The sequence below is a fragment of the Gilliamella sp. Choc5-1 genome, assembly GCF_001690595.1.
Classification (GTDB): Bacteria; Pseudomonadota; Gammaproteobacteria; order Enterobacterales; family Orbaceae; genus Gilliamella; species Gilliamella apicola_M.
The window spans coordinates 26,223-42,892 of the sequence record NZ_LZHH01000083.1; the positions used below are offsets into that span (position 1 = coordinate 26,223).

Annotated in this window: 13 protein-coding genes and 1 tRNA gene; all 14 read left to right on the forward strand. The window is 35.1% G+C overall.

Translation table 11 applies throughout. The features are described from left to right. Positions 1-4 precede the first annotated feature (4 nt). The 14 genes from prc to recB all read left to right on the forward strand — a co-directional run bounded on the left by prc (position 5) and on the right by recB (position 16,643). The gene (prc, locus tag A9G35_RS07235) at positions 5-2,083 is read left to right on the forward strand and encodes a carboxy terminal-processing peptidase (protein WP_065636296.1); all 2,079 of its coding nucleotides are present in this window, start codon (positions 5-7) and stop codon (positions 2,081-2,083) included. A gap of 24 nt (positions 2,084-2,107) precedes the next feature. Then, entirely contained in the window at positions 2,108-2,197 is a 90-nt protein-coding gene (cydH, locus tag A9G35_RS14145; protein ID WP_141673820.1) for a cytochrome bd-I oxidase subunit CydH, read from the forward strand. A gap of 68 nt (positions 2,198-2,265) precedes the next feature. Further along, positions 2,266-2,353, forward strand: a tRNA-Ser gene (locus tag A9G35_RS07240). Between the two features lie 141 nt (positions 2,354-2,494). Beyond that, positions 2,495-3,388: a 50S ribosomal protein L3 N(5)-glutamine methyltransferase gene (gene prmB / locus A9G35_RS07245; RefSeq protein ID WP_065609979.1), complete on the forward strand. Its 894-nt coding sequence runs from the start codon at positions 2,495-2,497 to the stop codon at positions 3,386-3,388. A gap of 30 nt (positions 3,389-3,418) precedes the next feature. Continuing rightward, positions 3,419-4,492: a chorismate synthase gene (aroC, locus tag A9G35_RS07250; RefSeq protein ID WP_065636297.1), complete on the forward strand. Its 1,074-nt coding sequence runs from the start codon at positions 3,419-3,421 to the stop codon at positions 4,490-4,492. Continuing rightward, positions 4,489-5,241 (forward strand): TSUP family transporter, encoded by a 753-nt coding sequence (locus A9G35_RS07255; RefSeq protein ID WP_065636298.1) that lies wholly within the window; start codon positions 4,489-4,491, stop codon positions 5,239-5,241. The genes aroC and A9G35_RS07255 overlap by 4 nt, the downstream gene beginning before the upstream one ends. A 241-nt stretch (positions 5,242-5,482) precedes the next feature. Beyond that, the gene (locus tag A9G35_RS07260) at positions 5,483-6,406 is read left to right on the forward strand and encodes a LysR family transcriptional regulator (protein ID WP_065574462.1); all 924 of its coding nucleotides are present in this window, start codon (positions 5,483-5,485) and stop codon (positions 6,404-6,406) included. 149 nt (positions 6,407-6,555) lie between these two features. Continuing rightward, the gene (gene rpsO / locus A9G35_RS07265; RefSeq protein WP_034909676.1) at positions 6,556-6,825 is read left to right on the forward strand and encodes a 30S ribosomal protein S15; all 270 of its coding nucleotides are present in this window, start codon (positions 6,556-6,558) and stop codon (positions 6,823-6,825) included. A 307-nt stretch (positions 6,826-7,132) separates the two neighbouring features. Further along, the gene (gene pnp / locus A9G35_RS07270; RefSeq protein ID WP_065609971.1) at positions 7,133-9,247 is read left to right on the forward strand and encodes a polyribonucleotide nucleotidyltransferase; all 2,115 of its coding nucleotides are present in this window, start codon (positions 7,133-7,135) and stop codon (positions 9,245-9,247) included. Between the two features lie 25 nt (positions 9,248-9,272). After that, entirely contained in the window at positions 9,273-10,133 is an 861-nt protein-coding gene (nlpI, locus tag A9G35_RS07275) for a lipoprotein NlpI (protein ID WP_034909673.1), read from the forward strand. A 340-nt stretch (positions 10,134-10,473) separates the two neighbouring features. Then, on the forward strand, positions 10,474-12,240 hold the full coding sequence (locus tag A9G35_RS07280) for a DEAD/DEAH family ATP-dependent RNA helicase (protein ID WP_081298286.1): 1,767 nt from the start codon (positions 10,474-10,476) through the stop codon (positions 12,238-12,240). Positions 12,241-12,422: 182 nt separating this feature from the next. Continuing rightward, positions 12,423-12,719 (forward strand): YfcZ/YiiS family protein, encoded by a 297-nt coding sequence (locus A9G35_RS07285; protein WP_034909671.1) that lies wholly within the window; start codon positions 12,423-12,425, stop codon positions 12,717-12,719. Positions 12,720-12,729: 10 nt separating this feature from the next. Further along, on the forward strand, positions 12,730-13,188 hold the full coding sequence (gene sixA, locus A9G35_RS07290) for a phosphohistidine phosphatase SixA (RefSeq protein ID WP_065636299.1): 459 nt from the start codon (positions 12,730-12,732) through the stop codon (positions 13,186-13,188). Further along, the gene (recB, locus tag A9G35_RS07295; protein ID WP_065636300.1) at positions 13,167-16,643 is read left to right on the forward strand and encodes an exodeoxyribonuclease V subunit beta; all 3,477 of its coding nucleotides are present in this window, start codon (positions 13,167-13,169) and stop codon (positions 16,641-16,643) included. The genes sixA and recB overlap by 22 nt, the downstream gene beginning before the upstream one ends. Positions 16,644-16,670 lie beyond the last annotated feature (27 nt).

The window sequence follows — 16,670 nt, forward strand, 5'->3', positions numbered from 1 at the left end:
TTAAATGAATAAATTACTGAAAGTTATCACGCTTAGCCTTATTTTGAGTATTTTTAGTCAAAACGTTCAGGCAAAACCGCAAGCTAATGAACAAATACCAGTTTTAAAGCAAGATGATATCCACCAAGTTGTAGCTAAACGAGTAACGAATTTTTTTACTCAATCACATTATCGTAATTTTTCCTTGGATGGTGCTTTTTCAGCTCAGATTTTTGATCGCTATTTCAAATTATTGGATGGTAATAAATCAATTTTTATTCAAAGCGATGTTGATGGTTTTCGAAATAGACAAGAGTCTTTAGGTCAAGAGTTAATCGATGGTAATTTAACGACGGCTTATGATATTTACAATCTTTTTTTGAAAAAACGTTATGACCGTTATCAATATGCCCTTGAAGTTTTACAACGGCCTATGGATTTTTCTGCCAATGATGAAATTGATTTTAATCGTGAAGAAATTGCTTGGCCGACATCAGAAAACGAACTTAATATTTATTGGAATAAACGTGTTAAATATGATGAATTGAGTTTATCCTTATCAGGAAAAAACGAAAAAGAGATCCGTAACGTTTTAAGTAAACGTTATAATCGCGTTTTGAAAACGATAATGCAATCAAATAATGAAGATGCCTTTCAAGTATTTATGAATGCGTTTGCCAGAGAAATCGATCCCCACACTAGCTATTTAGCACCACGTAAAAAACGAGATTTTGACTCAGAGATGAGTTTATCTTTCGAAGGAATTGGAGCAACATTAAGCCAGCAAGATGATTATACCACAATAATGTCTTTTGTGACGGGTGGGCCAGCGGAAAAAAGTAAGCTACTTAGCATCGGGGATAAAATTATTGGTGTAGGTCAAAAAGATTCTGCAATTGAAGATGTTATTGGTTGGCGTTTAGATGATATAGTCGATAAAATTCGCGGTCCTAAAGGCACTGTTGTGAAATTAGAAATTTTACCTGTCGGTAATAATAGTAATTCGAAAGTAATTGAACTTACTCGTGGTAAAATTCATTTTGAAGATCGTGAAGCGAAATTAAAGATTGTTGATAATCAGCGCGGCAGAGTAGGCGTTATTGAAATACCAAGTTTTTATATTGGACTAACCGAAAAAGTTCAAACCCTTTTATTGAAAGCAAATAAAGAAAATTTACAAGGTTTAATTATTGATTTGCGTGATAATGGTGGTGGTTCATTAGCCGAAGTTATTACTTTAACAGGTTTATTTATTGATAGTGGGCCTGTTGTTCAAGTTCGTGATAATTTACAAAATGTTATTACTTATGATGACCGAAATAAAGGTATCGAATATACTGGACCACTTATTGTAATGATTAATCGCTATAGTGCTTCAGCGTCAGAAATATTTTCTGCTGCTATGCAAGATTATGGCCGAGCATTAATTGTTGGTGAGACGACTTACGGGAAAGGAACAGTACAAACATCTCGTAATGTTTCTTATCCAGTTGACGCAAGACTACATCCAAATTGGCCTGAGCTAGGCGGTGCACAGTACACAATACAAAAGTTTTATCGTATCAACGGTGGCAGTACACAACTAAAAGGTGTTGAACCAGATATTGAAATGAATAAAGTAAAATACGTTGATGAGACAGGTGAACGATTCTTAGATAACGCATTACCTTGGGATAAAATTCCTTCGGCTGATTATTTAACTCTTGCTAATATTAAGCCATTGCTACCTAATTTAGAATCACAACATTTGGCTAGAATTTCAAAGAATTCTGAGTTTATGTATATTGATGAAGATATTAAAAGATTTAATGATAAAAAAGGTCGTCAATATATTGTTTCGCTTAATAAGAAAAAGCGAGAATTAGAGCAGAAAGCTAATGATGAGCGTGATTTAACAAGGATGAATGAGCGTTTGAAAAAAGCAGGCTTGCCATCAATTACTAAATTAGATGATGTACCTAAAGATTATAAACAACCCGATCCTTACTTAGATGAATCGATTGAGATACTTTTAGATTTTGCACCTAATTACCCGAAAATTGAAAGTAATAAATTTATTAGTAAAACTATTTCGTTCAATTCACCAATCAAAAAGGCTGATTAATAATAAATAATTGGAGATAATAATATGTGTTCAAATTTAAAATATGCATTGATCACAACCGTTGGTATACTAGCTGTTATAGCCATATTTGGTTTTATTGTTTGTATGAATTAAAAAGCTTGATTAATTAGTTGGTGATCATTATAGTATGCAACCTACTTTTGAAAAGTGGGTTCTAATGAGGTGAGGTGTCCGAGTGGTTGAAGGAGCACGCCTGGAAAGTGTGTATACGGCAACGTATCAAGGGTTCGAATCCCTTCCTCACCGCCATATTGAGTCATTAAAAGATGGGACCATTAGTTCATAACGCTATAAAACTAGCTATCTAGATTATTTTAATAGTTCGTAATTTATAGTTGTTATTTAAAATGACAAACAATACCTTCCTCTCCTAAATCATTTGGAGTTATTATGGAAAACTTACGCACAGTTCAAGACTTTATACGCTGGACAGCATCACAACTTAGTCTATCAGATGTCTTTTTAGGTCATGGTACAGATAATCCTATTGATGAGTCTAAACAATTAGTTTTAGCAACGTTAGGATTATCGTTGTTTATTCCTGAAGAATTTTATTCCGCAAATCTAACTAATGATGAAAAAAATCAAATTATTGATATTATTCAAAAGCGAATAAAAGATCGTGTACCAACCCCTTATTTAACTAACCAAGCTTGGTTTTGTGGACATGCTTTTTATGTTGATGAACGTGTATTAATTCCTCGTTCTCCTATTGGTGAACTAATTGATAACCATTTTGAGCAAATAATATTAACTGAACCTAAAAATATTTTAGATCTATGTACTGGTAGTGGCTGTATAGGGATTGCTTGTGCTTATGAGTTTGCTGATGCTCAAGTTGATATAACTGATATTTCCTTAGAAGCATTAGATATCGCCAAAACAAATATTGAAATGCACGAAATGGATTTTCAAGTTACTCCTATTTTGTCAGATCTATTTGATGATGTGCCAGAAAAACAATACGATCTGATTGTCACTAATCCGCCTTATGTTGATAGTGAAGATATGAGTGATTTGCCAGACGAGTTTTTATATGAACCTAAATTAGCATTAGAAGCAGGCTTTGATGGTTTAGATCTGGTAAAAAAAATTTTACGAGATGCGATAAATTATTTAACACCAGAAGGAGTATTAGTTTGTGAAGTTGGTAATAGTTGGGTTAGCTTACAACAACAATATCTCGATGTCCCTTTTAATTGGATAGAATTTGAACGTGGTGGGTTGGGTGTGTTTTCTATCACACGTGAAGAACTGATCCAATATCATTATTGTTTTAAATAAGCTGTTTTTAATCATTGGAATAAATTTATTATGGCTGGAAACTCAATCGGAAAATTATTCAAAGTAACCACATTTGGTGAATCACACGGTGTAGCATTAGGGTGTGTTGTCGATGGTGTTCCTCCTGGACTTGCGTTAACAGAATCAGACATGCAAAATGATCTTGATCGTCGTAGACCTGGCTCATCTCGTTATACAACTCAACGCCGAGAAGCTGATCAAGTTAAAATTTTGTCAGGCGTATTTGAAGGAGTTACAACAGGGACGAGTATTGGTTTACTTATTGAAAATACCGATCAACGTTCTCAAGATTATAGTAAAATTAAAGATATCTTCAGACCAAGCCATGCAGATTACACTTATCAAAATAAATATGGTATACGAGATTATCGTGGTGGCGGTCGCTCCTCTGCTCGTGAAACGGCTATGAGAGTTGCTGCCGGCGCTATTGCAAAAAAATATCTACAAGAAAAGCTTGGCATTACTATTCGTGGTTATTTGGCTCAAATGGGCGATGTAAAATGTGAATTGAAAGATTGGCAACAAGTTGAACTCAATCCATTTTTTTGCGCAGATGAGAGTAAATTAGATGCGCTTGAACAGTTGCTTCGGTCACTAAAAAAAGAGGGTGACTCAATAGGTGCGAAAGTTTGCATTGTTGCTGAGAATATTCCAGTAGGACTTGGCGAACCTGTATTTGATAAACTAGATGCTGATCTTGCGCATGCACTAATGAGTATTAATGCTGTGAAAGGTGTAGAAATTGGTGATGGTTTTGCTGTTGTGAATAAACGTGGTAGCGAAAATCGTGATGAAATAACACCTAAAGGCTTTTTATCTAATCATGCTGGTGGGATTTTAGGTGGTATTAGTTCAGGACAAACCATATCAGCCAGCATAGCACTTAAACCCACGCCTAGTATAGAAATTCCTGGTCAATCAGTTAATATTTTGGGTGAAAGCGTTGAAGTATCTACACATGGTCGACATGATCCATGTGTTGGCATTCGAGCTGTACCAATTGCTGAAGCAATGGTTGCTATTGTGCTAATGGATCACTACCTTCGTTATCGGGCTCAATGTGGTGATGTAAATAAATTATGAGTTATGATCTGCTTATTTTACTTTTTCTGATTGCTGCTTTGGCCGGTTTTATTGATTCTATTGCTGGCGGAGGTGGTTTATTAACTGTCCCTGCATTACTTGCTGTTGGACTGCCACCAGCTAGTGCATTGGCAACCAATAAATTGCAAAGTTGCGGTGGTTCGTTTTCTGCTAGCCTATATTTTATCCGGCAGCATATGGTGGATTTGAAACAACAAAAATGGGCAATCGTTTTTGCTTTTGTTAGTTCAGCAATTGGAACATTATCTGTGATGCGTATCCAAGCTGATTTTTTAAAATTATTATTACCAATTTTAACTATTAGCGTTGGGTTCTATTTTTTACTTTCTCCAACTATTGGAGAAAACGACCGTAACAGTCGCCTTTCACTTATTCAATTCGCATTAATTCCTGCCTTTGGTATAGGTTTTTATGATGGATTTTTTGGCCCTGGTGCTGGTTCATTTTATGCGTTAGCTTATATTACGTTAGCCGGTTTTAATTTAACCAAAGCGACTGCACATACCAAAGTACTAAACTTTACCTCAAATTTGGCCGGCTTGCTGTTTTTTATTATAGGGGGAGAAGTAATATGGTCAATTGGATTGGTTATGCTAGTTGGTCAATTTATAGGAGCAAGGCTTGGAGCTAAAATGGTCATCGCCAAAGGTCGTCAATTAATTCGACCAATGTTAATTACTGTTTCGACCCTTATGAGTATAAAATTAATTTACGAAAACTTTTTTTAGATACTTATAAGCCAAATAATTCACATTTTTTTACCTAAAATATCTAAAGTAATTTTATTATCAATCCTACTGCTTCTCATTTGTACTTTTCATAATTCATTTATATTAAATTTTTTGTCAAAAACTTTCAGGTAACTATATGTTTGAGTATAAAATAGCAACAAGTATTTATTTCACTTAAATATTATTTAGTATATATTTGTGTTATATAAGATAGTTTGTGTTAACACGTCCAAATATTATGAAACTTCAACAATTACGCTATATTTTAGAAATAGCACGTTCTGGCTCAATAAATGAAGCCGCTAAGAATTTATATATTACTCAGCCAAGCTTATCAACATCGGTGAAAGATCTAGAAGCTGAATTTGGTATTGAGATTTTTGTGCGCAGTTCTAAAGGAGTTTCACTTTCACCTGATGGCGTTGAGTTTTTAGGTTATGCCAAACAAGTTCTAGATCAAGCTGAGCTATTGGAACAGCACTACTCAAAAAAAGAACCCTCTAAGCAGTTATGTAGTATATCTACTCAGCATTACGCTTTTGCAGTTAATGCTTTTGTTAATTTAATTAAAAATAATCAAACAGATGAGTATGAGTTTACGCTTCGGGAAACTAAAACACATGATATCATCACCGATGTTGCTAATTTACGTAGTGAAGTTGGTATTTTGTATTTGAATGATTTTAATCAAAAAGTGATTTTACGGTTACTGAAAGAACATAGATTAACCTTTAACCCACTTTTTGAAGCTAATCCTCATGTATTTATTAGTACTCATCATCCATTATCATCCATGAAGTTATTAACTTTAGATGATTTAGAGGATTACCCTTATCTCTCTTTTGAGCAGGGAGAATATAACTCATTTTATTTTTCCGAAGAAATTTTAAGTACGGTTTATCATAAAAAGAGTATACACGTCAGTGATAGAGCAACCTTATTTAACTTATTGCATGGACTTAATGGTTATACCATTAGCACAGGGGTTTTAAGTGCTGACTTAAACGGATCTGATATTTTATCAATACCGTTAGATGTAGAAGAAAAAATCCTAATAGGCTGGATCACATCACAAAAGGCTCAACTAAGCTTATCAGCTCAAAATTATATTGAGGCGCTAAAAAAACTAATTCAAGAAGAGTATGGTTTTGAGCTTAAGTAAATACTGCTGTTAACTAAATAAATCAAATTGCTATTTTTATAAATTTAAGTATAATTACATAACTCATATATTCACTATATGGATACCGAGGAATGTCTGAATTAGAGATCGGTCATTCCATTTTTTATATTTATTTTAAGAGGTTTATTATGTCTCTAACTGTAGAAGCTAAAGCGAAAATCGTTGCCGAATATGGTCGTGGCACTAACGACACTGGTTCAACAGAGGTTCAAGTTGCTCTTTTAACTGCACGTATTAATGATTTACAAGGTCATTTTTCTGAGCATAAAAAAGATCACCATAGCCGTCGCGGTCTATTACGTATGGTGTCTAGCCGTCGTAAATTATTAGATTATTTACGTCGTAAAGATATTGAACGTTATAACCAATTGATTAAAAAACTAGGTTTACGTCGCTAATTGACAATCTACTTGAAAAGAGGCTTAGGCCTCTTTTTCGTTGTGAAAAATCGATGCTCTGATATAATATTGAGCATTAAAAGTTATTATTTTAAGTAAGCCAACAAAGTAAAGATTATATCTCATGTTTCGCGCGACTAATGAGAGCTCTATAATTTATAGATTTGTCATTAGTCGTGACAGTGAAATAATCTTTTTGTTGTATATATCCCCACATTGTTGAAGAGAGTATCAATAAGCGTAGCGTAATGTTGCGTCCTGTCGAAATATCAAACTTCAACATAACAGATAACAAGAGGACATTATTTTGTTTAATCCGACATGTCAAAAATTTCAATATGGTCGTCATACTGTGACTTTAGAAACTGGTATTATGGCTCGTCAAGCAACCGCAGCTGTTATGGTTAATATGGATGATACCGCTGTATTTGTCACGGTTGTTGCAAATAAAAAAGTAAAAGAAGGTCAAGACTTCTTCCCATTAACAGTTAATTACCAAGAACGTACTTATGCTGCAGGGCGTATTCCTGGAGGATTCTTTAAACGTGAAGGTCGTCCAAGTGAAGGTGAAACTCTAATTGCACGTTTAATCGACCGCCCGCTTCGTCCATTATTTCCTGAAGGATTTGTTAATGAAATCCAAATTATTGCAACCGTTGTTTCAGTTAATCCCGAAGTGAGTCCTGACCTAGTTGCAATGATTGGTGCTTCTGCTGCACTTTGCTTATCAGGTGTTCCATTCCACGGCCCTATTGGTGCTGCACGTGTTGGCTTTATTAATAATGAATTTGTATTAAATCCATCAGTAAAAGAGCTTACAGCCAGTCGTCTAGACTTAGTTGTTGCGGGCACAAAAAGTGCAGTATTAATGGTTGAATCTGAAGCTGATTTACTCACTGAAGATCAAATGTTAGCAGCGGTGGTATTTGGCCATGAACAACAACAAGTTGTTATTGATAATATTAACGAATTTGTAGAAAAAGCCAATTGTGAAAAATGGGATTGGGTAGCACCGGCTAAAAATGAAGTGCTATATAACGCCATTGTTGAACTAGCTAAAGATCGTTTGGGCGAAGCTTATCGTATTACTGAAAAACAAGCACGTTATGCTCAAATTGATTTAATTAAAGAAGAAGTTTTAGCTGTACTAAAAGAGCAAAATGACGAACTCGATGAAAACGAAGTGATTAATATTATTGTTGAGTTGGAAAGTCAAATTGTTCGTAAGCGTGTTATTGCTGGTGAACCGCGTATTGATGGTCGTGAAAAAGATATGATTCGTGCACTTGATATCCGTACTAATGTCTTACCAAGAACTCATGGTAGTGCATTGTTTACACGCGGCGAAACGCAGGCACTAGTTACTGCAACATTAGGTACAGAGCGTGACGCACAAATCATTGATGAGTTAACTGGTGAATATACTGAACGGTTCTTACTTCATTACAATTTTCCTCCATACTCTGTTGGCGAAACAGGTATGGTTGGCTCACCAAAACGCCGAGAAATTGGTCATGGTCGCCTAGCTAAACGAGGTGTTGCGGCTGTAATGCCAAGCCGTGAAGAATTTCCATATACTGTTCGAGTAGTGTCTGAAATTACTGAGTCAAATGGTTCATCTTCAATGGCTTCTGTTTGTGGTGCTTCACTTGCTCTTATGGATGCAGGAGTACCAATCAAATCATCTGTTGCTGGTATTGCAATGGGATTAGTAAAAGAAGGTGATCAGTTTGTCGTATTATCAGATATTCTTGGTGACGAAGACCACCTTGGTGATATGGACTTTAAAGTAGCAGGTACACGCGAAGGTGTAAGTGCATTGCAAATGGATATCAAAATTGAAGGTATCACCAAAGAAATTATGCAAGTAGCACTTAATCAAGCTAAAGGTGCTCGTTTACATATTTTAGGTGTAATGGAACAAGCAATTAATAAGCCTCGCCAAGAAATTTCAGAATTTGCACCACGTATTTATACAATGAATGTAAATCCTGACAAAATTCGCGATATTATCGGTAAAGGTGGCGCAACAATTCGGGCTTTAACTGAAGAAACAGGAACAACTATTGAAATTACTGATGATGGTACCGTTAAGATTGCAGCTTCAGATGGTAATAAAGCCAAAGATGCCATGGCACGTATTACTAACTTAGTTGCTGATGTCGAAATTGGTAAAATTTATACAGGTAAAGTGACAAGAATCGTTGATTTTGGTGCTTTCGTATCGGTTATTGGTGGTAAAGAAGGACTTGTTCATGTATCTCAAATTGCCGATCATCGAGTAGAAAAAGTGGCTGATTATCTAAAAGTAGGTCAAGAAGTAAATGTTAAAGTACTAGAAATTGATCGCCAAGGTAGAATCCGTTTGAGTATGAAAGATGCTGTCGAACCTACAGCAGACGTTACTTCAACAGCAGAATAAAATTATTATTCATTAGGGGATAAAAATGGGATTATTCAACCTGAGAACTGTATGCTGCATTTTGCTAGCTGTTATTCTTTTGTCAGGTTGTTCTAATTCTCAACCTTTGTTAGCTGTTCCTGAGCAAGTTTCATATGATGATGAGTTAAAAATTGCTCAGCTCAGCCAACAGCTATCACAAAAAGGCCTTGATACTGGAACGCGAATGCAACTCATATTTGAGCGAGGTATTGCCTATGATTCATTGGGTTTTAAAGCCTTTGCTCAAAGCGATTTTTCCTATTTGTTGAGCTTAAATCCTGAAGTTCCTGACATTTACAACTTTCTAGGAACTTATGCATTAAGAGATGGTGATTTTGATACAGCTTTGATGTCATTTAATACTACATTAGAGCTTGATCCCGCTTATACTTATGCGTATTTGAATCGTGCTATTACGTTGTATCGTACAGGCCATTATCAAGCCGCAGAGCGTGATGCATTACGATTTTATCAGTATGATGTGAATGAACCTATTAGAATTCTATGGCTTTATTTGATTGAAAAAGAAAATGATAATAAAGCCGCCAAAATTGAGCTACAAAAACGTTATGATCTGATTAATGATAAAACGAGTTATAGTGGCAATATTATTGCATTTTATTTAGGTAAAATTAACGAATCTAAATTAATGCAGAACCTTCAACAAGGTGTAGAGAATAATCGACAATTAGCCGAACGCCTTTGTGAAGCCTACTTTTACTTAGGTAAATATTATCAAAGTAAAGGTGACAACGAACGTGCCAAAATGTTATTTAAATATGCTTTAGCCAATAATATTTATAACTATGTTGAACATCAACAGGCACTTTATGAAATGAAGTTACTTGAAGAAAAAGAAGAGTAACAAGGGTCATGCCAGTTTTAAAAGTGAAAATATTGTTATAGCGTAGTTCTGATTTGCCAAATAATATGTTCTCAACATTAGATAATGTGGTTAGCTTTATCTTAGATATATTAATTAATCTTAGTGTATTTTTTAGATTCGATTTGTTGAGTTAACATAGGCAGTTAGTTATTGGGGTGAGTTGTAAATTTTCAATTTAGTGAGCTGGCATAAATTTATATCTGCTTTCTTTATTTGGTTTAAAAAAATAAGATAAAACTTATATGATATTAGTTAATAATTATCAGGATTTTTACTAAATAAGTGAGTTTATATATTCAAAATTTATAAGCGAGTTTACATGACAAAAGAAGTTTCTTTTATTGATCTTGGTTTATCCGAGGATATTCTTAACGCATTAAATGATCTTGGTTTTAGCAAACCATCACCAATCCAATCTGAATGTATTCCTCTATTATTAGAGGGGAATGATGTATTGGGTATGGCACAGACAGGTAGTGGCAAAACTGCTGCGTTTTCAATCCCTTTCTTAATGAATATTGACGCAAACTTAAAAGCACCACAACTTTTAGTATTAGCTCCTACACGTGAATTGGCTATACAAGTTGCTGATGCTTGCTCTGAATATTCAAAATATATGAAAGGGGTTAAAGTACTCGCTTTATATGGTGGACAACGCTATGACGTTCAATTACGTGCTTTAAAACAAGGCCCTCAAATTGTAGTTGGTACACCAGGACGTTTGCTTGATCACTTAAATCGTAAAACCTTAGATCTCTCTAATCTTAAGGGATTAGTACTTGATGAAGCAGATGAAATGTTAAGAATGGGCTTTATTGATGATGTTGAAAGCATTATGACAACGATTCCAGATGATCATCAAACAGCTTTATTTTCGGCAACAATGCCAGCACCAATTCGTCGTATTACTAAACGATTTATGCAAAATCCTAAAGAAGTTCAGATCAAAGGTACCAATCAAACTGCCCCTGATATTGACCAAAGTTATTGGCTTGTTAGAGGTATGCGTAAAAACGAAGCTATCGTTCGCTTTCTAGAAGCAGAAGATTTTGATGCGGCTATTATTTTTGTTCGAACAAAATCAGCTACTTTAGATGTGGCGGAAGTGCTTGAAAAGCACGGTTATAGTTGTGCTGCATTAAATGGTGATATGACACAACAATTGCGTGAACAAACATTAGATCGTTTACGTAATGGTCGTTTAGATATATTAATCGCAACCGATGTTGCTGCTCGTGGTTTGGATGTTGAGCGTATTAGTTTAGTTATCAATTATGATATCACGTTAGATTCTGAATCTTATGTTCATCGTATTGGACGAACGGGTCGCGCTGGTCGTGCTGGTCGTGCTATTTTATTTGTTGATAGCCGCGAACGTCGTTTACTTAAGAATATAGAGCAAACTATCAAAAAAACAATTCCAGAAGTTGGGTTGCCATCAAAAGAGCTACTTGAACAGCGTCGTTTAGCAAAATTTACTGAGCAAGTCCAGAAACAGCTTGAGAGTAGTGATTTAGATGAGTACCAAAAGTTATTAGCACAAATACAAGCTGATAGTGGAGCCGATCTTGAAACGATTGCAACCGCTTTATTAAAATTAGCACAAGGGGAACGCCCTTTAATTTTGCCACCAGATCCAGTGTTTAAACCATCGCGTGAAATGCGAGATCGGGATAATCGTGGCGGTGAACGCCGTTTACGAGGTGATAATCGTGAATCCCCAAAACGTCGAGAACGACGGGATGTTGGTGATATGGATATGTATCGTATTGAAGTTGGTAAAGAGAACGGTATTGAAGTTCGTCATATTGTGGGGGCAATTGCTAATGAAGCTGATATTAGCAGTCGTTACATTGGTAATATCAAGCTTTATGATACTTATTCGACAGTTGAATTACCAAAAGGTATGCCAAAAGACATACTAAAACATTTTGAAAAAGTAAGAGTACTTAATCAACCAATGAAAATGAGCTTAATCAGTGGAGCAGCGTCTGATACTAAACGAGCTCGTAAAAACAGTAAATCAGATACATCTGATAAACCGTTTGCAAAAAAGCGTAGTCGCCCAACAGCGCCTAAATTCTAATGTATTGACCTCTGCCAAATGGCAGAGGTATCTTTAATCCCTTTTATCTCAACTAACAACATAGTTTAGTAGTCACATACAGCATCATATTCAGCTAGATAACAAAATAGAGTTAGCGCTTTGCCCTAAGTTATGATTAAGAGTATACTATTACAAATATTAACAGTTAATTAGAGGTAAGCATGGCAGATTCTTTAAACAAATGCAAAGCAAACGAAACTCCAGCATGTTGTTGTGTGGATGTTGGTACAATAATTGATAATGAAGACTGTAGCGCTGAATATGAACACATCTTTGCGACAGAATCAGAAGCTCAAGCTAAGTTAGCATCTTTAACTCAAGCTGCAAATGATGTCGCAACAGAGCCGTGTGAAATTAATAGCAATATTGATAAAATAAGCGATGGCTTTAAATTATCAGCAAAATTTACCTTTTGTTGTGGTGCAGAATGCATGATTTTCCAATTAAAATTACGTTAATTGAATATTGATGAAAGTTTGTATTATGAGACATGGTGAAGCAGGGTTTTCTGCTTCATCGGATTCCAGTAGAACATTAACAAATTATGGCATTAATCAGTCAAATCAAGCTGGCAAATGGCTTAAACAGCAAAATTTTCAATTTGAAATTGGTTTGGTTAGCCCTTATTTGCGAGCTCAACAAACATTAACAGAATTATCATCACACGTTAGTGTTGCAAAAGTTGAAACTAATCAATTTTTAGTGCCTGGTGGTAGCCCATCTCATATTGCTGACGTATTAGCAATATTGTTAAATGATGGGGTTGAAAATGTGATTATTGTATCTCATTTGCCATTAGTGGGATATTTAGTTAATGAACTATGTCCGCAAGTTGCTCCTCCTATGTTTTCTACTGCCGCAATAGCTTGTATTAGTTTATTACCAAACTCTGCAGGAAATCTTGAATGGTATCATCAAGCGGAGTAAAAAAACTTAATCTTTTTGATTTACCTCTAACTGGTCGAACTTTAATTGAAGCATCGGCTGGAACTGGTAAAACTTATTCTCTTGCCTTTATTTACTTAAGATTATTATTGGGCATTGGTCAAAATAGTTACCCAAGGCCTTTAAATGTTAACGAAATTCTGGTTGTGACTTTTACCAAAGCGGCAACTCAAGAACTTCGATCGAGGATAAGGCAAAATATTCAAGAACTGCGAATAGGCCTATTACAAGGACATCATAAAGATCCTATTTATCAACAACTCATTGAATTAATTGATGATAGAAAATTTGCAGTACAGCAACTTACTATTGCTCAACAGTCAATGGATGATGCGGCTATTTATACTATACATAGTTTTTGCCAACGAATACTAACTAGCCATGCATTTGAATCGGGTGTTTTATTTGAGCAAAAGCTAATTTCTGATGAATATGAATTAAAATTAAGAGTAACCCAAGATTTTTGGCGTCACTATTTTACACCACTTGATAAACCACTTGCTTATTTAGTGCTTGCTACATGGCAAGATCCAACGGCATTGCTAAAAGACATCACCCCTTATTTAGGGTTAGATTTCAACAATGCTGGCAAGGTAAACCTAGATATAAGTACAACAATAAAGTTTTTTTACCAACAAAGTTATGAAAAAATTGAAAATATTAAAAAATCTTGGTTAACTTTGTCTGAAAAATTAGTTGAAATCATTGTACAATCAGGTGTCAGCAAACAATCATATAGTAGTCGAAATCTACCCAATTGGGTAATTAAAGTATCGGCATGGGCTAACAGCGAAACTCGAACGTTTGAATTACCTAACGAACTTGAAAAATTTAAGCAATCAGTTTTAATCGAAAAGACGAAAGAAGGAAAAAGTGTTCCATATCATCCGTTTTTTGAACAAATTGACGATCTATATAAACAACCTTTTGATCTACGAAGCCAAATCTTAATGGATATCGTCAGTGTAATTCAAAAAGGGCTCTATAACGAAAAAATCAAAAATGGCGAGATGAGCTTTGACGATCTTATTTGGCAACTAAATCGTGCACTAAAAGCAAAAGCAGGAGATCGATTGGCGCAAAGTATAGCCTCAAAATATTGTGTTGCTTTAATTGATGAGTTCCAGGATACCGATCCTGCTCAGTATCAAATTTTTGATCGTATTTATGACAGGAAAAAGTTAGATCGAGGTCTATTATTTATTGGTGATCCAAAACAAGCAATTTACAGCTTTCGAGGTGCAGATATATTCACTTACTTAAAAGCTAAACAATCGACAGGGGAAAATTCTTTTACCATGGATGTAAACCATCGTTCATCTGCTTCGATGGTCAAAGCTGTTAACCAATTATTTTCTAATTGCGATAATCCATTTATATTTAATGATATTCCTTTTTTACCCATGGAAGCGGCAAAACGGAATCAGCAAAAGTCTTTGCAAGTTAACAACCAAGAAGTATCGGCATTATCTGCTTACTTACTGCCTGATGATATTGCAACTAATTCAGATTATCAAGAACACATGGCTAGTTGTTGTGCTACTCAAATAGTGACTTTACTGTCTAATTCGTCAATGTTAATTGATAGCGAAAACGAACAACGTCCAGTGACTACAGCTGACATTGCAATCTTAGTGCGTAATGGGCGTGAAGCCGAAGTTATCCAACAAAAATTGACTCATTGCGGTGTTAAAAGTGTCTACTTGTCAAACAATAGTAGTGTGTTTTCTTCAAATGAAGCAAAAGATGTATTGAGCCTATTGCAAGCTGTTTTAATGCCAGAAAACGAAACAATGCTCAAGCTAGCATTAATGACATCGCTATTAGGTCAAACCATGACAGACCTTGAACAAATCACTGACGATCAAGATAAATGGGAAAGTTTGATCGAAGAATTCAAACAATATCAAGCAATTTGGCAATATTATGATGTATTGGTTATGTTACGCCGAATGATGAAAAAACGGCATCTAGCTGAAAACATCTTAGCTCGCCAAGATGGTGAACGAACATTAACTAACTTAATGCATTTAGGTGAATTACTTCAAGAAACATCAAATGAGTTAGATGGTCCACACGCCTTAATTCGGTGGTTGACAAAACAAATTGTTAACCCAGATCCAAATTTAGAAAATCATCAGCAACGCCTTGAAAGTGATGAAAACCTTGTCAAGATTATTACTATTCATAAATCAAAGGGATTAGAGTTTCCGATTGTTTGGTTACCATTTATTTCAATATATCGTGCATCCGATAGCCAATTTTATCATGATAAAAATAATGACTATCAGCCAACTTATGCATGGTTACAGTCTGATGAGATTAAAGAGCAGATAGAAAAAGAGCGACTTGCTGAAGATTTGCGGCTATTATATGTTGCAATGACTCGCTCGGTTTATCATTGTAGTATTGGACTTGCTTCATTGAAAAAAAGCCAATCGGCTATTAATCATTTATTAAAAAGTGAATTAAGATCAATTGCCAATATAGCTAATTTAATTGATATCCAATTACCAATAGAGAGCGAACAGTATATTCCGCCAATTTTGCCAAATCAATCATTATCGGCTAACGTATTTTCGCGTAATATCTCAGACAGTTGGCGGGTCACAAGTTATACTGAATTACAAAAGCATAATCATAATGTATTGGCTTATAAGCCTGATCTTATTAATGACTGGGACGAATCCCCATACGAATCCGATAAAGTACAATCAAACGACACACAATATGATATCCACCATTTTCCTAAAGGAGCATATGTCGGTACATTAATGCACAGCATTATGGAAGATATCACATCAGATAATCTTGTTGAATTATGTAATCAGATGGTAAAAAAGCTCAATTTAGAAACAGAGTGGAATAGCGTAGTAACAAATTGGATGCAACAGATATTGACTACAAAACTGCATGATCCAAATTTAATATTATCGCAAGTGTTAATGGGGCAACATATTAACGAATTGCAATTCTATCTCCCTATACGCAAAACAGTCACTAGTCAGCAATTAGATAGTTTGTGTAAACAATATGATCATTTATCAAGATTATGTCCCGAATTAGATTTTGAGTCGGTACAAGGTATGCTAAGAGGCTTTATCGATTTAGTCTTCAAATTTGAAGGGAAATATTATGTGGTTGATTATAAATCTAATTGGTTAGGTGAATGTGTTGATGCTTATAGCCAAGAAGCACTTGAAAAAGTGATGTGCGATCATCGCTATGACCTACAATATCAACTTTACTGTTTAGCATTGCATCGTTTTTTAAAAGGACGTTTGTCTAATTACCAATACCAAACGCATTTTGGAGGGGTATACTATCTCTTTTTACGAGGAATGCCCGAGCAAGGCATTTTTTATCACCTACCTCAGCAAGAATTTATCGAAGAACTTGATAAGCTGTTTGATGGTGAAATGTTAAATGGAATATAACAATTATTAAGAAATAACCATATCGAA

Coding starts and splice junctions, on each gene's coding strand:
- A9G35_RS07260 (WP_065574462.1), top strand. CDS start 5,483: ATGAAACTTCAACAATTACGCTATATTTTAGAAATAGCACGTTCTGGC.
- prmB (WP_065609979.1), top strand. CDS start 2,495: ATGGAAAACTTACGCACAGTTCAAGACTTTATACGCTGGACAGCATCA.
- A9G35_RS07280 (WP_081298286.1), top strand. CDS start 10,474: ATGACAAAAGAAGTTTCTTTTATTGATCTTGGTTTATCCGAGGATATT.
- recB (WP_065636300.1), top strand. CDS start 13,167: ATGGTATCATCAAGCGGAGTAAAAAAACTTAATCTTTTTGATTTACCT.
- prc (WP_065636296.1), top strand. CDS start 5: ATGAATAAATTACTGAAAGTTATCACGCTTAGCCTTATTTTGAGTATT.
- rpsO (WP_034909676.1), top strand. CDS start 6,556: ATGTCTCTAACTGTAGAAGCTAAAGCGAAAATCGTTGCCGAATATGGT.
- A9G35_RS07285 (WP_034909671.1), top strand. CDS start 12,423: ATGGCAGATTCTTTAAACAAATGCAAAGCAAACGAAACTCCAGCATGT.
- sixA (WP_065636299.1), top strand. CDS start 12,730: ATGAAAGTTTGTATTATGAGACATGGTGAAGCAGGGTTTTCTGCTTCA.
- aroC (WP_065636297.1), top strand. CDS start 3,419: ATGGCTGGAAACTCAATCGGAAAATTATTCAAAGTAACCACATTTGGT.
- A9G35_RS07255 (WP_065636298.1), top strand. CDS start 4,489: ATGAGTTATGATCTGCTTATTTTACTTTTTCTGATTGCTGCTTTGGCC.
- cydH (WP_141673820.1), top strand. CDS start 2,108: ATGTGTTCAAATTTAAAATATGCATTGATCACAACCGTTGGTATACTA.
- nlpI (WP_034909673.1), top strand. CDS start 9,273: ATGGGATTATTCAACCTGAGAACTGTATGCTGCATTTTGCTAGCTGTT.